Source organism: Providencia sp. PROV073, from assembly GCF_033688125.1.
GTDB lineage: Bacteria > Pseudomonadota > Gammaproteobacteria > Enterobacterales > Enterobacteriaceae > Providencia > Providencia hangzhouensis.
Genome location: NZ_CP096353.1, coordinates 1,370,572 through 1,391,651 on the forward strand (window position 1 = coordinate 1,370,572; position 21,080 = coordinate 1,391,651).

The window sequence follows — 21,080 nt, forward strand, 5'->3', positions numbered from 1 at the left end:
AGTTTCCTTCCGTACTAACATTGTGCAGAAGGAAACTCGAATCACACATATTATTTTAATAACCTAGCCTTAACGGATTTCCCTTTAATTTTTCCTTGCTGTAAATGCTTCCAAGCTTGTACGGCAACCTCACGTTTGAGTGCGACGTAGGCATGGGTAGGGTGGATCACAATCTTGCCAATATCGGCACCATTGAGGCCAACTTCTCCGGTTAAAGCACCTAAAATATCTCCAGGACGTATTTTGGCTTTTTTACCGCCATCAAGGCATAAGGTCATCATTGTCGCTTCTAACGGAGTGACTCGTAAACCTGTCGGTTCGGTTTGCCAATTAAGCTTCATGTTTAACATTTCTTCTAGAGCATTGGCTCGTTGGGCTTCTTCTGGCGCACATAAACTAATTGCTAAACCGCTTTCACCGGCACGTGCAGTTCGGCCGATGCGGTGAACATGCACTTCAGGGTCCCATGATAATTCATAGTTAATCACCATTTCGAGGGCTTTAATATCTAACCCGCGGGATGCGACATCCGTAGCCACTAATACACGGCTACTTCCGTTAGCAAAACGCACAAGAGTTTGGTCACGCTCACGTTGTTCCATGTCACCATGAAGCACTAAGACACTTTGTTTGCTGGCTGTTAAGGCATCATAAACGGCTTGGCAATCTTTCTTAGTATTACAGAAAACGACACAAGAAGCGGGCTGTTCACGGCTTAAGAGCTTTTGTAATAATTCAATTTTTTCGTGACGAGCGACTTCAAAAAATTGTTGTTCAACTGCGGGGAGTTCATCAACACTATTGATTTCAATGGTTTGTGGGTTATTTTGAATTTGCTGGCTAATTCGTGCAATTTCTTCTGGCCAAGTGGCTGAAAACAATAATGTTTGTCTATTAATTGGTGCGTAATCAATTATGGTCTCAATATCTGGCATAAAGCCCATATCGAGCATTCTGTCTGCTTCGTCTAAAACTAAAGTTTGCAATGCATCAAGTTGTACTGTTTCACGATTTAAATGATCAAGTAAGCGCCCCGGTGTGGCAACAATGATATGTGCTGCATGTGCAAGTGAGTCGCGTTGTACGCTGAAAGGCATACCACCACAGAGTGTCAAAATTTTGATATTAGGGATCGCGCGAGCTAAACGGCGCAATTCATTGGCGACTTGATCTGCCAGTTCACGAGTTGGACATAAAACTAATGACTGAGTTTTAAATAATTTGGCGTCAATATGTTGTAATAAACCCAGACCAAAAGCCGCAGTTTTGCCGCTGCCCGTTTTAGCTTGTGCTCGGACGTCTTTTCCGGCAAGTATAGGGGGAAGAGCGGCAGCTTGGATCTGCGTCATGTTTAGGTAGCCTAACTCTTGCAAGTTAGTGAGTTGTTCCGCAGAAAGCGCATTTAGGTCAGCAAATGAAGTCACAATACAATCTCAAATAGAATAAAAGGCATAATAGCGCTAATAATACTATTCCTACCTTACTCTGTCTGTTTTTAATTCGTCATTAATGTAGAATCCGGCTATCACTGATATAGTTCAAAATTAAATCAACAGGAAGTAATGAAATGGAAAATTTGCAACAGCGGCTAATTAATTATCGGCAGCACTTAGAAAGTGGTGAATTGAAATTTGCTTATGAGTATTTGATTAAAACTATCATGCAAGTAAAACAATATATTGCAAGAAATCCAGATACAGAATTTAAGTGTGGAAATGTATCCCCAGGCTATTTGGATTATACCTATTTTCCATTAGTTAATAGTTTTTTGACGGCAAGAAAACTTCGATTTGGACTCGTGCTAAATCATAACACGCTAAATTTGGAACTGTGGTTAATGGGGCAAAATGCAGCCGTACAAAAAGAATACTGGCAGAGTTTGAAAAATAGCCCTTGGAATCTGGATAAAACTGAAATGCCACAATACAGTGTGTTAGCAATCAATTTACTTGTTGAACCTGATTTTACCGATAAAGATACACTATTTATGGATATTGAAAAGACAATATTTCCAGTTATGGAAGAGGTTATTCAATATCTTGAAAGTAGCAAATGATGTTTTGGAAATGTCGATGGCTTTTAGCACCACTTAAAAGTGGTGCTAAAAAGATGGGGGTATTCAATATTGATGTCTTAGATAGGACCTAAATTTGTCATTACAGCATATATTAGAGCGACAATAGAAATGGCTATCCATGTGAAGACTAACGGCCAAATAAATCTCACCCATTGTGTATAAGGAATTTTTGCCGTTGCAAGTACAGCCATTAAAATTCCAGAAGTTGGGTTAATACAGTTAACAACCCCTTCTCCAAGCAATACAGTTTGCACTGTCGTTTGGCGAGTGATTTCTAATAAATCGCCCATTGGCGTGAAAATAGGTACAAGCACTGCCGCTTCACCAGAACCTGATGAAATAAAGAAGTGCATAATTGCCGCGGTTGCGAACATGGAAAGGGCAGATAAGGTCTTCGGTAAGCCATCCATCATTGAAATAATGGCATTAACGATGGTATCTAAAATCATCCCATCAGATAATACGATAGCAATAGCGCGTGCCATACCAACGATAAACGCGCCACCTACCATTCCCGCACAACCTTTTAAGAAGCCTGTTGCAATGGTATTAGGAGACATGCGGTTTAAAATACCCACGCCAACGCCTAAGATGATAAACATAGCCATCATCTCTTTTTCTCCCCAGCCCCACTCAACAGCACCGAAAATAAATCCGACTAAGCAGAATGCGCTATAGGAAAGAGTAATGACATGCAAAGCTGAAATTTTAGAGGTTTGGTGTTCGTCGGTATTAATTTCAATCTCAGGACGAACCATGCCTTTATTACGACATTTCTTGGTATAAATCGTTAAAAATAGAATACCCGCGATAACAAATGCAATATAAATAGCCATTCTAAAACCGAGGCCGGATAACAACGGGACGTCGGCTAAACCTTGAGATAAACCCACTGTCATTGGTGCCATGATTGAGGCATTAAAGCCCGAATAAGCCGCAACATAGACTAAAGCAGCACCAAATTTGTCGTCCATTCCCACGGATTTAGCGACTAAAAGACCAATAGGAACAAATGCAATAATTGAGTTAACGACAATCCCTGTTGTCCCTAAAATAGAAAAAACGACAAAGAATATACTGATTAGTAAAAAGTCATTAAGTCTTTTACTGCGCGAGATATTATTGAGTACTTTTTTGATGGCCCCAGTTTCCTCAAGAAGATGTAAAGCACCTCCAGTGAAAATAATCAAAAAGATAATAGGAGCAGCTTTGATTAGACCATCAGCAATTGAGGTGAAAATTTGCCCTGGCAAAATACCGTGTTGTTCTGGTAAGCGCTCATAACTACCGGGAATGGTATAAGAACTAGATACTTTTGTTTCTATACCATCTTTTACCATGGTGATGACTTTTGTTTCTGATGCATATTGCCCCGCAGGAACGATCCACGTTGCAATACCTGCCAATACTAAGATGAAAAACAAAAGAACATAAGGGTTTAGACCTTCAGAACGTTTTTTAGGTGGTGGTGTTGTTGTGTTTGTTGACATCGTTGTCATAGAGTTTCCTATTGGATTATTATTTATTGTGTAATGCGTTGTAATACATTGAAAAATAACTGTGCACGTTCTGTGAGTGACGGTATTTCTAAGTATTCTTTATCACTGTGCTGGTATCCACCAATCGGGCCTAACCCATCTACAGTGGCCGTTTCGACACCTGCAGTAAAAGAGGCATCAGAGCCACCACCCGTCGAAACATCAAGTAAATCAATGTTTAGTTGCGCAGCTTCTTCTTTAATGATGTTGATAAGAACGGTGCTTTCATCCGTTTTAGCCATAGGTGGGCGATTAATTCCGCCTGTTAAGGTGAGTTTGATGCCGTCTAATACTGGTGTACTACATACTTCCCTGACTTTTTTATCGATCTCAATACCCTGTTCTTCAGACGAAATACGGACATCGATTTCTGCTCTGGCATTCGGAGCTACAGTATTAACAGAGGTTCCACCAGAAATTAGGCCAACGTTAACGGATAGGCCTTTATCATGAGCAGAGAGTGCGTGTAACATTTGGATTTTATATGATAATTCCTGAATTGCACTAATGCCTGCTTCGGGGGCAATACCTGAATGAGAGGCTTTTCCTTCAATATTTAATACATAAGTTCCAACACCGCGGCGAGCGCTCACTATAGCGCCATTGGCACGAGCAGGCTCCATCACAAGTGCGTAGCGCTTTCCTAATGCACATTGTTCGATGACACCGCGAGATGAAATAGAACCAATTTCTTCATCACAATTGAGGAGGATTTCAATATTTTTGTAGCGAATATCTTGATTATCATAAAGTTGCTTCATGACTTGATATACCATGACATGGCTGCCTTTCATATCAATCACGCCAGGGCCATAAGCTCGATCACCTTCAATGCTAAAAGGACGTTCAGCAACGGTGCCTTTAGGAAACACGGTATCTAAATGCAATAAAATTAATATATCAGCCTTTATTGAAGGGTGATATATTCGATAATTATTGCCGAGTGATTCATTTTCAATGATTTCGACTTCGAACCCCATTTCGCGATATTTTTCACACCAGACAGCAGCGTGGTTATCTACACCTTCTTTGTCATAAGAGCCTGATTCGATATTGACTACTTTTTCAAGTAGCTTAAGCATACTGTCTTCATGCGCTAAAAAACTATTATTCATGGTTGTTTCCTTATATTGTATTTACTACAAAATTAAGTTGTTTTTATTGTGGTAAATTTAATTTTAGGTGATATCAAAACAGGGTGTATATTAAGTTAAATTTATCTAATTCAGATTTTCACTAAATTAAACGCTGCTTTCATTAAAGGTAAAAAAACAAAAGAAAAAGGCAGTGTTAAAATTTGCTAATAATAATTGCGATTTTTTTTGATTCTCACTGTTTGTATTATGGGAAATAAATACCATAAATTTTTATGCTCTAGTGAGTCGTACCACAGTAAAGGATATAAGAAGTACCAATACTTGATAGTTGAATCATAGGCATTTTTTGACTGTATCATAATAAATAATTTGTATACAAGATGATTATTCACTAAAAATACAAACCCATTTAGAGAGTAATTTTATGGGGATATATAAGATGGAATACATTGCTGATATTGTTCGAGCAAGTTTGAGTTTCTAATGAAAAATTCTGTATTAGGCTAAATTGAGATTCTTTAAGAGAGTGTGATTAGAATAATTTATAAAATATATAGTGGTTATGCGTTTTTCTAATAATTTAAATAACGATAGCAATTCATTTTTCATAGTTTGTAATATTTAACTGTGTTTTTTTTAAACAAAAAAGTCAGAGTGATTAAATTAAAAACAACTCAGTCAAATTTAGTCTCTGTGCTTTTCTTATAAATAGCCTTTGAGCATATTATTGCTTGATAGTCACTCTTTGGCGTATTAATTGTATTTTTATTCATCGACTTTTTCTGTCTTCTAAGCGATATAGCTCATTGCAAGAAATAATGTGAAAGAGAATAAGTTTCTCTTATATGGCTGTTATGCAGTATGAAAAGAAGCCAATTAGGCGTAAATACTAAGGTGTATGTTAAATTAACGACAAAATACCTACCAAATAATTACATTACGTGATGAAAAATTTAACTTGCATAGAACATTTATTGTTTTATTTTAGTGGCTTATGTGGTTTTTACTGGGTAATTGATTGTGAAGAATAAACAAAATAATGATATTGTGACGGCTAGCTCATTTATCAAAACTTAACCAACAGCATGAATTTAAAGGCTATTTATTCTTGAATAGAAAAATTTTCTCTTAATTTGAAAAAAGGCACCAATTTTTAGAAAAAATTTTCTATTTCCCTGTGGCATATTTCTTTTAGCAACAAATATAAAGATATCATTTTTACTTTACTATATTGGGTTTTAGATAATGACTAAGAATATTGCTACAATTTTAATTCATGGTGGAAAGCAGCAAGATACTGTTAATCATGCTATTTTTCCTGCTATTACAACAGCCAGTACTTTCGTTCAACAAAGCTTAACAGAGCATGGTGAATATTGTTATTCACGTTGCAGCAACCCAACACGTTATGCATATGAAACCTTATTAGCTGAAATTGAAGGTGGAAGCTATGCAACAGCGACTGCATCCGGTGTGGCTGCTTCAAGTTTAGTTTTAAATTTATTACCAAAAGATTCACATATTATTGCAATGAAGGGTGTTTATGGAGGAACTTTTCGGTTATTTGAACGAGTTTCAACCATTAATAGCGGTCACCAAATAGACTATGTTGATTTGAATAATCTTGATGAAGTTAAAACAAAAATAAAAGATAACACACGCTTAATTTGGATTGAAAGCCCAACTAATCCATTATTAGAATTAGTTGATATTAATGCTATTTGTTCACTTGCCAAAGAGCATAATATTTTAACTTGTGTTGATAATACATTTGCAACAGCTTGGAACCAAAAACCATTAGAATTAGGTGCCGATTTAGTGATGTTATCGGCAAGTAAATATATTGGCGGCCATTCCGATTTAATTGGTGGTGCGGTGATCACCCAAAGAGAAGACTTAGCCAGCCGCCTTGATTTTCTAAAAACCACCCTCGGAGCAATTGCTTCTCCTTTTGACGCCTACCTTGCTTTACGTGGATTAAAAACATTAGCATTACGTATGGCAGCACAATGCAGTAATGCCGCACAAGTTGCGAAATATTTATCAAAACACCCGAAAGTTGAGCAGGTTTATTACCCTGGATTACCTTCGCATCCTCAATATGAATTATGCAAAAAACAAATGCGTACAGGAGGAGCGGTTGTGACGATTAAATTAGCAGGGGATATTGAAGACACCAAAGTCTTTTTATCTAAAGTTAAATATTTTGTTTTAGCGGAATCATTGGGGGGGGGTGAAAGTATGGTGAACCATTCGGCAACCATGTCACATGGGTCGATGACAAAAGAAGAAAGAGAAAGTATCCAAGTATTTGACACCACATTACGTTTATCCGTAGGTATTGAAGATATCACAGACTTATTAAATGATTTAGAAAACGCACTATCTTAATTTATTAAAATCAAAATAAAATATAATAAGAGAGCATCTAATGAATGATTATGGGATTTGGACCATTGTCACGCCAATGGTGACGATACTTTTAGCCATTTTTACACGACAAGTTATATTATCATTATTACTGGGGATATTAGTTGGTTTTACCGTTATATATGATCACAATATATTATTAGGTATAAACGGAACGCTCGATGGCATTATTAATACGTTTGCATCACCGGGAAACACAAAAACAATTCTATTTATGGTAATGATTGGCGGAATTATGCGGCTCGTCGTTGTTACTGGTGGTGTGCGTTCATTGGTTAAATTATTAACAAATAAAACAAAGTTAATTAAAAATAAAAAAGCTGTTCAATTAATGGCGATGATTATTACATCGTTAATTTTTATTGAAAGCTCTATTAACCAATTAATTGCTGGAGCATCAACAAAAACATTAGCGAAGAAATACGGAGTTTCGCCAGAAAAAATGTCTTACATTGTGCAGACTTCCTGTGTATCAGTGTGTTCATCAGCCATGATTAACGGATGGGGAGCGGCAATGATGGGGGTTATTGGCGTACAAATATCTAAAGGTTTAATTACTGGAGAGCCTTTTGAAATTTTAGCTGGCTCAATGGTATTTAATATCATGGCGTGGTTTTCCCTCGCTTCAGTGCTGTTTTATATTTTCTCCAATGTTTCTTGGGGGCCAATGAAAAAGGCGGATTTACGCGCAGAGCAGCAGGCTTTAACTTTATTATCCGCGGAAGAAGCTGAGCAGGATGATGAAGATATTATTGAGCACCCTAATTGCCATACTTCTCTTAATTTCTTTATCCCAATTTTATCAACGGTATTAATGGTACCTGTTGCGCTTTATATCACCGGTAATGGCGATTTTAGTAAAGGTAGCGGTTCAACATCGGTATATTGGGGAGTCATGTTTGGAACTTTAGTCTCTTTTGTGTGGTTCTTAGCACGTCGTGTACTTAATATTGAGACTTTCTTTAAAGAATTATATATCGGCTATGCCAGCATGGTAAAAATTAGCTCGGTGATGATCCTCGCTTTTTTAATGGGAACCGTTTCTTCAGATTTAAATACCGGTGCCTATATAGCAGAAATCACCTCGGGTGTTATTTCGCCAGCTTTCTCAATAGGTTTTATCTTCTCAATTAGTGCGGTGATGTCATTAGCAACAGGAACATCGTGGGGAACATTTGCCATTATGATCCCAATTGGTGTGCAATTAGGACTTTCAGTCGGAATGCCTGTTGAATATATGATTGGTGCAGCCATTGCAGGTTCAATTTACGGAGACATGACATCACCAATTTCCAGTGATGCAATTGTGGCTTCTATGGCAACAGATTGTGACCATATTGAGCATATTCGTACCCAAATGCCTTATGCAACAGTCACGGCCGCGTTTGCGCTGATGGTTTATCTGTATTTAGGTTTCACATATTAATAAAGTGAATAAAATAATAAAGATTAGGCAAAATTAGCTGCAATAAATAAAATAGATTTATTTCAAGGAGTAGCACCACTAGCAAAACTAAATAATCATTCAGAATATTTAGGTCGTGATATTTACACTGATGGTGCTCTTGTTATTTTTGCTTGTTCTGAAATCAATATAGCAACAATTAAAATAGACTTCTGATAATGCGATTTTATTATGAAAATTAATACCAAGGTTATTCATGGATATCCCATGACAGATAAATATACCGGAAGTTCTTCTATTCCGTTATATCAATCATCCACATTTTCACAAGCCAATATTGAGGAAAGTTACGACCATATTTATTCGCGTTTTTCCAATCCAACAAGAGATGCATTAAGTGAGGCAATTTGCGCGATTGAAAACGCGAAATTTGCTGAGATTTTTTCATCAGGAATGGCAGCAATAAGCGCAGTATTACTTAATTTTAGTCAGGGCGACCATATTGTTGCCTGCAAAAATATATATGGTGGCTCTTTCCAATTAATGACTGAATTTTTGCCACGCTACGGTATTTCAGTCACATTTGTTGATGCGACTAATCCAATGAATTATCAGCAAGCAATAATGGAAAACACCAAAGCGTTTTATATTGAAACGCCATCTAATCCAACGTTACAAGTGACGGATTTAAAATCTGTTATTGGGATTGCGCAGCAGCATAATATTATTACTATCTGTGACAATACCTTTATGACGCCGTTGTTATCAGATGTTATTTCTCTTGGAATTGATTTTTCTATTAATAGCGCAACTAAATTTATTAATGGCCATAGTGATGTGATCTTGGGGACGGTAGCAACGAATAACCCTGAATATGCGAGGTGGTTACATAAGTCTGCAGTTGCTATTGGCAGTATTGCTGCACCATTTGATAGCTGGCTGACAATGCGAGGTTTAAAATCAATGGCAATGCGGGTTGAACGAGCAAGTGAAAATGCGCAAAAGCTTGCAGAATATCTGAATGAGCATCCAAAAGTACAACACGTTTTTTATCCTGGGTTAGCTTCGCACCCAAATCATATCATTCATATGCAGCAATCTAAAAATGGCGGAATGGTGGTTTCCTTTGATTTGGGTAGCTATGAAAATGTAAAACGATTTTTAGACGCGGTTCGTATTCCACTCGTTGCAGTCAGTTTAGGGGGAATTGAATCAATTATTTCCTACCCTAAAATGATGTCCCATGCTTGTATCCCTGAAGAAGGGAGATTACTGCAAGGCGTAACGGATGGGTTATTGCGTTTCTCACTGGGCTGTGAAGATATTGATGATTTACTTGCTGACGTCGGTTCTGCTTTATCGCAAATACAGTAATTAGGCGACTATCAACGTATTTTAATTCCTCAGTGGCACTAATCACATGCTAAGAAAGTACCAATAATATATTCAAGCCCTCTAAATAATCAGATTATTTAGAGGGCTTTTACTTCACAAAATAGTTATTTGAACGATATAAAACTAAAGACAAAGCTCTTTATTCGCTGGATTTAATTTAGCGGCTTGTTGGATATGTCTTAAAGTTTCAGTGGCCAATAGTGCGGAAGCTTCATAAAATGCATTTCCGCTTTGCAGTTGCATTTTCTCTAAATAGCGATAGACCCAAGGTAGAAAATGTAATTCTAGCAATTCGCGTAGTAGTTCTGGTTTATTTTCAATCACCCAGGCGGTGAGAAGAAATAATAACCCTACATGATCTTCTGGCTCTTTTTGGTTTAATTCAATATTGATTTGGTTATTACGGAGCCATGCTCTTAACTCAAGTGTCGAAATACCAAAAATAACATTTTCTTTATCAAGATAAACAGAACCCCAAGGTGGTGCTGGTAATGCATAAGGACCTATAAATAAGCGTTGGTAGGCTTCTTGTAATGTTTCTGATTCAGAAAGACTATCTTGAAAGAGTTTATCAATACGTTGGCAATCATAATCCTGAGTAAATGGCCATTCAGTTAACCATTCGCTCGTCGTAAATAAATCAATTAACTTATTTACGCGTGCATCAGAAGGGTCATAATAAAATAATGCCCCTAAAGTTTGCGCGCAAAGCGAAAAATCTGCCAATAATTTTTGTTCCATATTTGTCCACATTGCTATGTTGATGATGACTCTTTGGTGTGATCGTAGCGAAACATGAGATTGTTGTCGATGATAAGAAAGTCATTAACCTTCTTATCATCGTAAAAAACAATGAATTAGTCGTTAGCCTGCAACAGCCATACCCACCGTCATATGCAGCCCGTAGAAAATGCCTCTACCAATCAATTCACCAAAAATCACCAATAATACGGCGACTAGTAGCCCAATAATTGAAGGGTTTTTCATTTTAACATGTGGGTAAATCCAGAAAGCTAGCCCCAATGTTAAGCAAACAGTACGCCATCCCATCAGTGAGGCATAATCAGGAACAAGCTCCGATGCTTTTTGTACCGAACTTTGGATAGATCCTAATTCAAATCCTTGTGCCGTTACCAAAATACTGCTCGCAATAACCGCAACAATACTGATTAATATAAAAAAGCGGATGTTATTGATATCATAACTTGCTATACGCAATAAAAATGCGGCAAGAACAGGCCCTGCAATAAAACTGGTTAGGATAAATTGCAAACTACCATAGTGATTAAACCAAGTTGGGACGGTATCAATTTGGTAAACGCGAGATATGGCATAAATAAATATTGCCGCACAAATGATAGTGACGATTAACCAAATATTGCCGACAGACTTGGGCATCTTCTTTAATAATGACAATAACCAATATATCCCACCTAAGGCAAAGAATATTGAGCCACTGACTATTTCGTTACTGAGCGCTGAATGCCCAACACGTATCATCGAATTAAAGGCACGCATCGGTGAGCCCATATGTAGCATGGAGAGTAAAAAGCCAACTCCCATTAACACCCATAAACCAAACATGCTCATCACTATTTTATGATGCTGTTCTTGCATGGGTTTCATTAACAATACCAGAGCCATGAGAATAAATGCGCCAGCAACACTTTGACCTATAACGGTGAAGAAGATTAACGGATATTCATGTAAGCCTGCGCCCATTTTAAACTTCCTCCGGATTAGCTAAATAACCTGTGGTGTCGCCCACAGGACGGCAATTTGCATTGAGATTTAATACAATATTGGGTTTGGTATAATGTGCTGCAGGTAGCGGTGCTATTTCATTGATTGTTCCGTATTTCTCACGTAACTCTTCAATGGGCCCAAAATCTAATGCACGTAGCGGGCAAGATTCAACACAAATGGGTTTTTTACCTTCAGCCACACGTTCATAGCAGCCATCACATTTAGTCATATGCCCTTTGACTGCATCAAACTGTGGTGCACTATAAGGGCATGCCATATGGCAATAACGGCAACCAATACAGACACTTTCGTCAACAACGACAAAGCCATCTTCACGTTTATGCATTGCGCCACTTGGGCAAACTTTAACGCAAGCAGGGTCTTCACAATGGTTGCATGAAATAGAGAGGTAATAAGAAAATACATTTTGATGCCATGCGCCATCTTGCTCTGTCCAGTCGCCGCCTGCATATTCATAAATACGACGAAAATGAACATCAGCGGATAAGTTTTTAAAATCTTTACAGGCGAGTTCACACGTTTTGCAGCCCGTACAACGTTGTGTATCAATATAAAAACCATATTGTTGTGACATACCGGGCTCCTTATAGTTTTGCAATTTCAACTAAGTTAGTATGCTGAGGGTTTCCCTTAGCAAGCGGTGAAGGGCGTTGAGTTGTGAGGACATTAATACACCCGCCTTGGTCTACTTTTTTGCCAAACATATCGGCATCTAACCAAGCCCCTTGGCCCATAGCCGTCACCCCAGGCATGATCCGCGGAGTCACTTTAGCTGGAATATGAACTTCACCTCGGTCATTGAAAACTTTGACCATATCACCCTGCTTAATACCACGCGCTTTGGCATCTATTGGGTTAATCCATATTTCTTGGCGGCAGGCTTGTTTTAAGATATCAATGTTGCCATAACTTGAGTGTGTTCTGGCTTTATAATGAAACCCTGTCATTTGTAATGGGTATTTTTTATTAAGGCTATCGGTATGGCTTTCAAAGCCTTCTGTGTAAATTGGTAACGGATCAATCACATCATCTGGTGCTAATTGCCATGTTTTCGCTATCTCAGCTAGGCTTTCAGAGTAAATTTCTATTTTTCCTGAAGGTGTTTTCAGTGGATTAGCTTGAGGGTTATCTCGGAAGGCTTTAAATCCAATGACATGCTCATCTGGGCATTTGTGCTTGAAAATACCCACGGTTTTCATTTCTTCATAAGTTGGCATATCAGGGTAGCGTTCGCGACTTTTTTCACATAAATATTTAACCCATTCGTGCTGGCTGCGGCCTTCGGTGAATTTCTGTTCGACATCAGGGCCTAAGCGTTTAGCAATTTCCGACAAAATTTCATAGATGGGTTTACGCTCAAATTTAGCGCTAGTCGCTGGTTGGCCTAAGATCATGTAAGACATGTTTCCTGCGGACTCGCTAGGAATAAGATCTTCTTGCTCGGTAGGCATTAAATCAGGTAATAAAATATCGCAATATTTTGCTGATGCCGTCATGAAATGGTCGATACCAACAATCATTTCGCATTTGCTGTCATCTTGCAAAATTTCATGGGTACGGGCGATATCACTATGCTGATTTATCAATGTGTTACTGGCATAGCACCATAAGAACTTAATGGGAACATCTAATTTATCTTTCCCTTTTATGCCATCGTGAATGGCGGTCATTTCTGTGCCGCGTTCAATCGCATCAGTCCATGTGAAAACGGAAATTTGTGTTTTGACTGGGTTATCGAGCATTGGGAACCATTCAACACCTGAATCATAAGTGCCTTCACGACAGCCTGAATTTCCGCCACTAATACCAACATTACCTGTGATAATGGCTAACATGGCAATTGCTCGAACGGTTTGTTCACCATTTGAATGACGTTGAGGGCCCCAACCTTGAACAATATAAGCGGGTTTCGCTTGGCCTATTTCACGAGCTAACTTAATGATTTTATCTGCTGGAATACCTGTAATTTTAGCGGCCCACTGTGGTGTTTTAGCTATACCATCAGCACCTTGGCCTAAAATATAGGCCTTATAGTGACCGTTTTGAGGAGCAGAAGCCGGTAAGGTTTTTTCGTCATAGCCAATACAGTATTTATCCACAAACTCTTGGTCAACCATATCCTCAGTGATAATCACATAAGCTAATGCAGCTGCAAGTGCGCCATCAGTACCAGGGCGAATAGGTAACCATTCATCTTCTCTACCAGAAGCTGTGTCATTATAACGAGGGTCAATAACTATCATGCGCGCATTCGAACGCTCACGTGCTTGTTCGACATAATAAGTCACACCTCCACCACTCATACGAGTTTCGGCTGGGTTATTACCAAACATCACAACTAGTTTTGTATTTGCGATATCGTCGGGGCTATTGGCTTCTTGAGAACCATACAGATAATTCATACCCGCACGAATTTGCGCAGTGCTATAACTGCCATAGCGGCTCAGGAAACCACCACATGAATTCATTAAACGATAGGGAACATTCGAATTGGTGATATTACCACCATCAACGCCAGTGCCATAGAGAACATGCACTGCTTCATTGCCGTAATTTTGCAAAATATCGCGCAAACTATTACCAACGGTATCTAGGGCCTCTTCCCATGAAATTCGGACAAATTTGCCTTCACCACGTTTACCCACACGTTTCATCGGGTACTTTAATCTATCTGGGTGGTTCATTCTTCTACGGATTGAGCGGCCACGCAGGCAAGCTCTTACTTGATGATTGCCATATTCATCTTTTCCCGTGGTATCAGATTCAACCCAATATACTTCATCGTCACGAACATGGAGACGTAATAGGCAACGGCTACCACAGTTAACGGTACATGAGCTCCAAACGGCTTTTTCTTCAGCGGATGTTGAGTTTTGAGTGTTATCGATTGCTTTTGCATTGAAAGGAAGTGATAAACCGCCTACTGCAGCAAATAAACCGCCTGCAGCGCCAGATTTCACGACATTGCGCCTTGAGATAGGGCTATTTAATAATTTATTTTTTGTATTCATTGATATGAGCCTTTATGACCATATTAAATATAATGTTATTCAAGGGTTATCTTACTCTGACATGTTTAGTTTTTTTTGCGCCATATCAATGAAGTTATATTTGCAAAACTGGTAACTTTTCTATAATAAATAAATTATATTGATAATCAATATCATTTTAATATCATGAATATAAAGAATTTTTTATTTACCTTGCTGGAGGTTGAAAATTTAGAAATGTTAATATTTGGTTCTGTAGAGAAAATATTTCTCTAGGTGAGGAGTTTTCGAAAAATAGGGAGAATATTTCTAGCAGTATAGTTGGAAAATAATAATAAATTTCTCTAGAGTCATTAATTGTTCTAAAAAAATAATAAAGATCATCATTATTTTTCGGAATAAAAAGCAAATACGGAATAACTATCTATTAGATGAATATCTAATACCTAATTAAGACGTAACTTCTTAGTGGGAATAATATTTATTTTCAACTGAGGTTAATTAAATTCAATATTAAGTGTTATAGATTGAGCAAAACCTGCAGGTGGTTTACCTACAGAGCGGCTTTTTTGTACTGCAAGCAAAGCAGCTTGATCTAATGAATCATTTCCTGAGCTACTTGCTAAGCGAATTAAGCTAATTTCTCCGTTTTGGCTTAATTGAAATTGTATTGTTGCAATACCACGGTTTTTCATTTTTTTCGCGCGGCGAGGGTATTGTTTATTTCTCTCAACTTCTTGGCGTAGTTTTTCACGGTAAGCATTAATTAATTGGCTATTAGTATCACTAGTCGCATGTTGGTTTTTGGGGCCTTTTATTCCTGCGGATTGAGACGATACAAGGGCTCCAGCCTTTTGTTGTTGTGCGATTGGCAAATCATTTTTAATTTCTGTATTAGCTGGTTTGTGAGCGTTTTCAGTTCTTTTAGTGAGTTCTTTGGGCTTCACTGGTTCTTTTGGGGTTTTGATCACCTTTTTTTGCTTTTTAGGCGCAACAATGACGGCGTGTTCAACTATTGGGCTGGGAGCAATTTTTACCTCACTAGGTGTGTCTATAGGAAGGGGGAGCTCTTCAGGTTCTGCAACGTTGACAGCTTGAGTCAATGCGATCGATATAATAGGCGCATTCTGTTGTGCTTGGTTTTTTAAGGATAATGATTGAGCCGTAACATAGGTTAAGTACCCAATAACAAGAACATGAAGTGTTATGGATAGCATAAAAGTGATTAATTTTCGACTCATCATAAAACCTCAATATTCTTTCTCGTTGAACCTAAAGAGGGGAGACCAATTCAGGTATTAAGTAGTTATGTTTGAGTTATGACTCATAAGGTAAAATAACGATTCGAATTATATGTTAATAATTATCAATTGCAAATGATAGTTATTATCAACTTTGGTGGGTGCATATTATAATTTGTTAATATTTTGATTTTTAATGAAATATTATTTATAAGTAAAAAGGCTTGGTGAGTAGCCAAGCCTTAATGAGGTTAATTGTGTGATAAATTAGTTAAATATCATTCTCTATTTTATTTTTTGCAAAAAAAAGAGGATTATTTCGGCGTGTTTATAGGGGGTTTAATATACAAAGAACACCGTGAAGATAAGCAACACGGTGTTCGAATATTTATTAATAGTAAAATTAAGAGCGTTTAGCTACCGCTTCAGAGATACTTACAGCGTTCTCTCTATTTGCAAACCAACGGACACGTAAAAGGTCATATCCAAGATTAAACGCATAAGTATAAAATAAGAAAAAGACAAAAAAGCCGATTTCAAGTAAGAATGCATCTAAGAATGACATTTGAAGTAAAAACGCCAGCATTGGGACACCCATGATCACAAAGCTTAATTCAAATCCAACAGCATGAAAAACACGCACTTTGGCTGGGCGAGATCCCTTGGATAAAGGCCAATAACGGTCAAAAGCCATGTTATAAAATAAGTTTAATAGCATTGCCAGCGTCGATAAGACAATAGCCACTGTTCCCATTTGGAAAATTGAGCGTCCTAAAAGCCATGCACTGACCGGTGCAGTTATCGCAATTGCGATGACCTCAAATGAAACTGCATGAAAAATTCGCTCAGTTAATGTTTTTGTATACTTGCTCATAACTACCTCAAAGATATAGAAAATTAATTTTTAGGTAAAAATCGGGTGCAATTATTTGCTATTTTTTATATATATACAAAATGGCAGCCATCGAAAAAAGCGATACCTTATGAACTATTCTATAGAAACATTGCGTACCTTTGTGGAAGCGGCATCCTTAAAGTCATTCTCTGCTGCGGCACGTAAATTAAATAAAAGCCAATCAACTGTCAGTACGACAATCAGTGGTTTTGAAGACGATTTGGGGTTTGCGTTATTTGATAGGCAGGGGCGTGAATCAACATTGACTTTTGCAGGTAGAAAAGTTTTGAGCTTAGTTGAGGATATTTTATCAGCAGATGAGCGTCTTCAAGCGCTTAGAGTTGAGTTGCTCCCTGATATTGAGCCTAGGTTAAGTTGTGCTTTTTCAGATACCTATCAGCCACCTCATGCTGAGCATATTGTAACAACATTAGATAGGCAATTTCCGCATCTTGAGTTTGAGTTTTTAATTGCAGAAAATAATGCTGTTATCGAGATGATCCAGAACCAACAAGCCCATGTTGGTATGATGGAGTCCCGTACAGAATATCCTGCGGATATTTCTTTTTCTCGTTTACCTATTCAAGGTGAATTAGGTTTATATGTATTAGATAGTCATCCATTAGCTAAAGAGAAAAAAATAACTTATCAACATTTAACGATGACTCGTCAATTACGGCTAAGCAGTAGCAGCCAAATTATTATTAATAGTGAAAAGAACTGGTTTGCACCTAATTATTTATTATTATTAGAAATGGCAGAACAAGGGGCTGGATGGGCAATATTACCAACATGGTTAGTTAAGCAATTTGGACATAACCGTTTAGTGAGTATTAATTATGATTTATGGCCACGTAAAATTGATGTGGATTTAGTTTGGTCTAAGAATAATCCACCCGGAAAAGCGGGGTACTGGTTGATTAATAAATTGCTTGATAGCTAAAATTAAGAGTATTAATTTTAAAATTCATGAATTTTCGATATGTTTTTTATTGTAAAATAGTATTTACTAATTGTAATAAGATATTATCTTGTAAATAAACGTAATATAATTTTCAAAATTGGTTTTATATCGCTAATCTTAACTTAATCAAATTGTTGTTTGAGTTAATTTATTAGAGGATAAAAATGAAAAAATTATTAGTACCTACACTCTTTGCTGTTGTATCTACTATGTCATTTGCTGTTCAAGCAGCTACAACTCCAGCAGCAAGCCAATCACAGAATGCGGAACATAAATTAAATGCTTACGAAGAAATTATGGTAGGCAAAGTATGGACAACGACAGAAGCTTTAGATCAAGAATTGATGTGGATTTAGTTTGGTCTAAGAATAATCCACCCGGAAAAGCGGGGTACTGGTTGATTAATAAATTGCTTGATAGCTAAAATTAAGAGTATTAATTTTAAAATTCATGAATTTTCGATATGTTTTTTATTGTAAAATAGTATTTACTAATTGTAATAAGATATTATCTTGTAAATAAACGTAATATAATTTTCAAAATTGGTTTTATATCGCTAATCTTAACTTAATCAAATTGTTGTTTGAGTTAATTTATTAGAGGATAAAAATGAAAAAATTATTAGTACCTACACTCTTTGCTGTTGTATCTACTATGTCATTTGCTGTTCAAGCAGCTACAACTCCAGCAGCAAGCCAATCACAGAATGCGGAACATAAATTAAATGCTTACGAAGAAATTATGGTAGGCAAAGTATGGACAACGACAGAAGCTTTAGATCAAGATAAAAAAGAAGTTAATGCAGATGATAAACAAGTCGCTAACTTTTTTGGTTTAGCTGAGTATTATCCAGACGGTACATTTAATATGACCACGTTTGATGGAAAACCTAAAATGAAAGGTGACTGGTCATTTGATGAAAATGGCAAAACTCGCTCATTAACAGCGAAAGATGACGAGGGTAAAGTCTTGTTTACTCGTGTTGTTGAAAATGTCACAGTAACCCCAGAAGAATACACATATCGTATTTATCCAGAGCAAGATAATAAAGATAAGTACTTTGATATTGTTCATAAAGTTAAGAAATAATATTTTGTACCAATAGCGCAGTCTAAATATGAATCTTATTTATTCTGCGCTATTAGTGTTTCTGTCGCTTATTTAAAACAAGTCTCAGCCCAACGCGTTAACCCTGCAGTAACGGAACCAAAATCATCCCCACGTACTATCGGAATATTAGGTAATTCTTGGCTAATAGCTTGGTGTAATATTGGGGAGCGAGCACTCCCACCTGTAACGTAAATAGCATCAGGTTTGACCCCGCCTTGGTTGACTGCTTCTTTAACCAATTCAATCATTTTACTTTTTGGTGATTCAATTGATTCCACCATTTGTTCATGGGGAATATTCACTTCTAATTTTTCAGAAATTAATTTAATTTGTGCTAAATAGCTTGAGGCGTCTGATAAAGCAATTTTAGCTTCTTCAGCTTTACGTACTAAGCTATAACCTAATGTTTCATTATAAACTTCTAGTAATCGAGATATTATTTGAGGTTCTTTTGCATCTTGTTTTAAGCGTGTTAACGCTGTCAAATTTTGTCTTGAATAAAACTCTTTTTGTGCTTCAACATTATTGATAGCAATAGGGTTCCAAAATTGAAGGAATGGCATTTTAATGCCTGATAAAGATTGGCTTTCCATCCCAAAAAGCGGCATCAATTGTTTTAATGCAAGGTAAATATCAAGGTCATTTCCACCCACCCGTTGTCCACTATGAGCAAGTAAGGATTGTGTTCTGTCTTGTGCATTTCTATAAGTGGGCCCCATTTGGATTAATGAACAATCCGTTGTTCCACCACCAATATCAACGACTAGGATAATCTGGTCTTTATTTAATGTTGATTCATATTCAAGCCCTGCGGCTACGGGTTCGAATTGAAAAGTAATATGATTAAATCCTGCGCGTTTTGCCGCGCGATAGAGTATTGATTCTGCTTGTTGGTTCGAGAGTTCCCCTCCACGACCATGAAAGTTAATAGGGCGTCCAATCACAGTATCATCAATAATCTGTTGTAAATTATTTTCTGCGGTATTCTTTATATTTTTCATCATGGCGCAGACAAGGTCTTCAAAAAAACTAATTTGAGTCTCATGTAAGCCAGATGCTCCCAAAAATGATTTAGGGGACTTCACATAATATACATCTCTAGGATCACTTAAATATAAATCTAAAGCGGCTTGCCCAAATACGATGTCTTCAGGCATTAAATCGATCCCTTCATCACGGTTAAATGCGATAGATCTTTTTAAAATTTGCTGCCCGATTTCATTCGAGGGAGCGATTTTACAATGGCGAAATAAATGCTCAGAGACTGATTCTCTTGTCGGTGCGCATAAGGTTGATGGGATATAAACGTTATCGCCTTCTAATGGTAATAATGTGGGGATCCCGTTCTTCATGACCGCAACAGCGCAGTTAGATGTACCGTAATCAAAACCGATAAACATTTCGCCTCCAAGAGTAACTATTTTGAAAAAAGGCTGAGACTTTATATCAAGCAGGGATGAATTACTATTGAAAAATAATTCTATATGAGGGATAGCTCAAAAGGAGATAGTCTGAATTGATCGCATTTTGCCTAGATGCTCTGTTAGTACAGAGTCTCCACGATAAAATGTAATCATCATTAAAAGATTGATTTACGGAATGACAGATATCTAAAGAGAATATAGTTTTTTATGTAATATTTAATTTGAGCCCTTTGATATATTAATGAAATTTTAAAGGGCTCGGAAATATCTTATTTAAACAGTTGGGTTTTATATCTACTTAATTATTACAATACTTATTCCAAATAACATTAAAGTCATTATCAGGAAATTCTTTATCATCTCTATCGATTAATGGAATGGAAACAACATTACGGCCATCATTATGAAGATAAGTTTTGACCACAAAACGTTTAAATGAATATGAATTTTGGCTAGTAAAAATAAGTACTTCACCGCATACATAGCCTAGCATACCATGGTCTAAGGTTTCTCTTATCTCATGATATTTAACATTTTTATACTCAGCTGTTTTGGGAAATGCTAAAAAATCTTCAACCGCTTTTTGAGATTTTTCTACAATGTCTAAATCAGGTGTATAGTTACTTACAACGCCTCCTATAAAGGACGCGCCTGCAATTAGGCCAATAACTAAAAATGAAAATATTTTATTTTTCATAGTGTTTATTTCTTATGTTATTATTTTTGAACCTCCCAATGAATGCCATA

General features: G+C 37.1%; 18 protein-coding genes. 7 read left to right on the top strand and 11 right to left on the bottom strand.

What is annotated here, in order from left to right; translation table 11 throughout:
- Nucleotides 1-50 precede the first annotated feature (50 nt).
- On the bottom strand, nucleotides 51-1,424 hold the full coding sequence (gene dbpA, locus M1F17_RS06060; RefSeq protein WP_144140651.1) for an ATP-dependent RNA helicase DbpA: 1,374 nt from the start codon (nucleotides 1,422-1,424) through the stop codon (nucleotides 51-53).
- 143 nt (nucleotides 1,425-1,567) lie between these two features.
- Between dbpA and M1F17_RS06065 the strand changes: the two genes are divergently transcribed.
- Nucleotides 1,568-2,056: a DUF7000 family protein gene (locus M1F17_RS06065; RefSeq protein WP_094961316.1), complete on the top strand. Its 489-nt coding sequence runs from the start codon at nucleotides 1,568-1,570 to the stop codon at nucleotides 2,054-2,056.
- A gap of 77 nt (nucleotides 2,057-2,133) precedes the next feature.
- Here the strand turns inward: M1F17_RS06065 and M1F17_RS06070 are convergent, their stop codons facing one another.
- Nucleotides 2,134-3,576 carry a YfcC family protein gene (locus M1F17_RS06070; RefSeq protein WP_226617030.1) on the bottom strand — a complete coding sequence of 481 codons (1,443 nt, stop codon included), beginning with the start codon at nucleotides 3,574-3,576 and terminating at the stop codon, nucleotides 2,134-2,136.
- A 23-nt stretch (nucleotides 3,577-3,599) separates the two neighbouring features.
- On the bottom strand, nucleotides 3,600-4,730 hold the full coding sequence (locus M1F17_RS06075; protein WP_144140649.1) for a M20 family metallopeptidase: 1,131 nt from the start codon (nucleotides 4,728-4,730) through the stop codon (nucleotides 3,600-3,602).
- A 1,227-nt stretch (nucleotides 4,731-5,957) separates the two neighbouring features.
- Here M1F17_RS06075 and M1F17_RS06080 point away from each other — a divergent pair.
- From M1F17_RS06080 to M1F17_RS06090, 3 genes are all read left to right on the top strand, one after another.
- Nucleotides 5,958-7,103, top strand: a complete 1,146-nt coding sequence (locus M1F17_RS06080; protein WP_318837308.1) for a PLP-dependent aspartate aminotransferase family protein — start codon at nucleotides 5,958-5,960, stop codon at nucleotides 7,101-7,103.
- A gap of 40 nt (nucleotides 7,104-7,143) precedes the next feature.
- A complete protein-coding gene (locus M1F17_RS06085) occupies nucleotides 7,144-8,568 on the top strand; it encodes a Na+/H+ antiporter NhaC family protein (protein ID WP_094961319.1) in 1,425 nt (474 codons plus the stop codon).
- Between the two features lie 246 nt (nucleotides 8,569-8,814).
- Nucleotides 8,815-9,921, top strand: coding sequence for a trans-sulfuration enzyme family protein (locus M1F17_RS06090; RefSeq protein WP_197739529.1), 1,107 nt, complete (start codon nucleotides 8,815-8,817; stop codon nucleotides 9,919-9,921).
- 144 nt (nucleotides 9,922-10,065) lie between these two features.
- Here M1F17_RS06090 and dmsD read toward each other — a convergent pair whose 3' ends face one another.
- The 6 genes from dmsD to M1F17_RS06120 form a co-directional block, all read right to left on the bottom strand.
- Nucleotides 10,066-10,683, bottom strand: coding sequence for a Tat proofreading chaperone DmsD (gene dmsD, locus M1F17_RS06095; RefSeq protein ID WP_164455248.1), 618 nt, complete (start codon nucleotides 10,681-10,683; stop codon nucleotides 10,066-10,068).
- A 123-nt stretch (nucleotides 10,684-10,806) separates the two neighbouring features.
- On the bottom strand, nucleotides 10,807-11,664 hold the full coding sequence (locus M1F17_RS06100) for a DmsC/YnfH family molybdoenzyme membrane anchor subunit (RefSeq protein WP_094961322.1): 858 nt from the start codon (nucleotides 11,662-11,664) through the stop codon (nucleotides 10,807-10,809).
- Nucleotide 11,665: 1 nt separating this feature from the next.
- A complete protein-coding gene (locus M1F17_RS06105; protein WP_096863216.1) occupies nucleotides 11,666-12,283 on the bottom strand; it encodes a DMSO/selenate family reductase complex B subunit in 618 nt (205 codons plus the stop codon).
- Nucleotides 12,284-12,293: 10 nt separating this feature from the next.
- Nucleotides 12,294-14,720, bottom strand: coding sequence for a selenate/tellurate reductase subunit YnfF (ynfF, locus tag M1F17_RS06110; RefSeq protein WP_180312498.1), 2,427 nt, complete (start codon nucleotides 14,718-14,720; stop codon nucleotides 12,294-12,296).
- A gap of 476 nt (nucleotides 14,721-15,196) precedes the next feature.
- Nucleotides 15,197-15,940: an energy transducer TonB gene (locus M1F17_RS06115; protein WP_161595394.1), complete on the bottom strand. Its 744-nt coding sequence runs from the start codon at nucleotides 15,938-15,940 to the stop codon at nucleotides 15,197-15,199.
- A 403-nt stretch (nucleotides 15,941-16,343) separates the two neighbouring features.
- The gene (locus tag M1F17_RS06120; protein WP_004262274.1) at nucleotides 16,344-16,814 is read right to left on the bottom strand and encodes a multidrug/biocide efflux PACE transporter; all 471 of its coding nucleotides are present in this window, start codon (nucleotides 16,812-16,814) and stop codon (nucleotides 16,344-16,346) included.
- Between the two features lie 109 nt (nucleotides 16,815-16,923).
- Here M1F17_RS06120 and M1F17_RS06125 point away from each other — a divergent pair, with 109 nt between their 5' ends.
- The 3 genes from M1F17_RS06125 to M1F17_RS06135 all read left to right on the top strand — a co-directional run bounded on the left by M1F17_RS06125 (nucleotide 16,924) and on the right by M1F17_RS06135 (nucleotide 18,888).
- Entirely contained in the window at nucleotides 16,924-17,778 is an 855-nt protein-coding gene (locus M1F17_RS06125; RefSeq protein WP_004262273.1) for a LysR family transcriptional regulator, read from the top strand.
- A gap of 185 nt (nucleotides 17,779-17,963) precedes the next feature.
- Nucleotides 17,964-18,155 carry a hypothetical protein gene (locus M1F17_RS06130; RefSeq protein WP_318837309.1) on the top strand — a complete coding sequence of 64 codons (192 nt, stop codon included), beginning with the start codon at nucleotides 17,964-17,966 and terminating at the stop codon, nucleotides 18,153-18,155.
- Between the two features lie 253 nt (nucleotides 18,156-18,408).
- A complete protein-coding gene (locus M1F17_RS06135; protein WP_004262272.1) occupies nucleotides 18,409-18,888 on the top strand; it encodes a DUF4822 domain-containing protein in 480 nt (159 codons plus the stop codon).
- 68 nt (nucleotides 18,889-18,956) lie between these two features.
- Here M1F17_RS06135 and yegD read toward each other — a convergent pair whose 3' ends face one another.
- Together yegD and M1F17_RS06145 are read right to left on the bottom strand one after the other, a co-directional pair.
- On the bottom strand, nucleotides 18,957-20,309 hold the full coding sequence (yegD, locus tag M1F17_RS06140) for a molecular chaperone (RefSeq protein ID WP_004262271.1): 1,353 nt from the start codon (nucleotides 20,307-20,309) through the stop codon (nucleotides 18,957-18,959).
- Nucleotides 20,310-20,631: 322 nt separating this feature from the next.
- The gene (locus M1F17_RS06145) at nucleotides 20,632-21,030 is read right to left on the bottom strand and encodes a hypothetical protein (RefSeq protein ID WP_004262270.1); all 399 of its coding nucleotides are present in this window, start codon (nucleotides 21,028-21,030) and stop codon (nucleotides 20,632-20,634) included.
- Nucleotides 21,031-21,080: the final 50 nt, after the last annotated feature.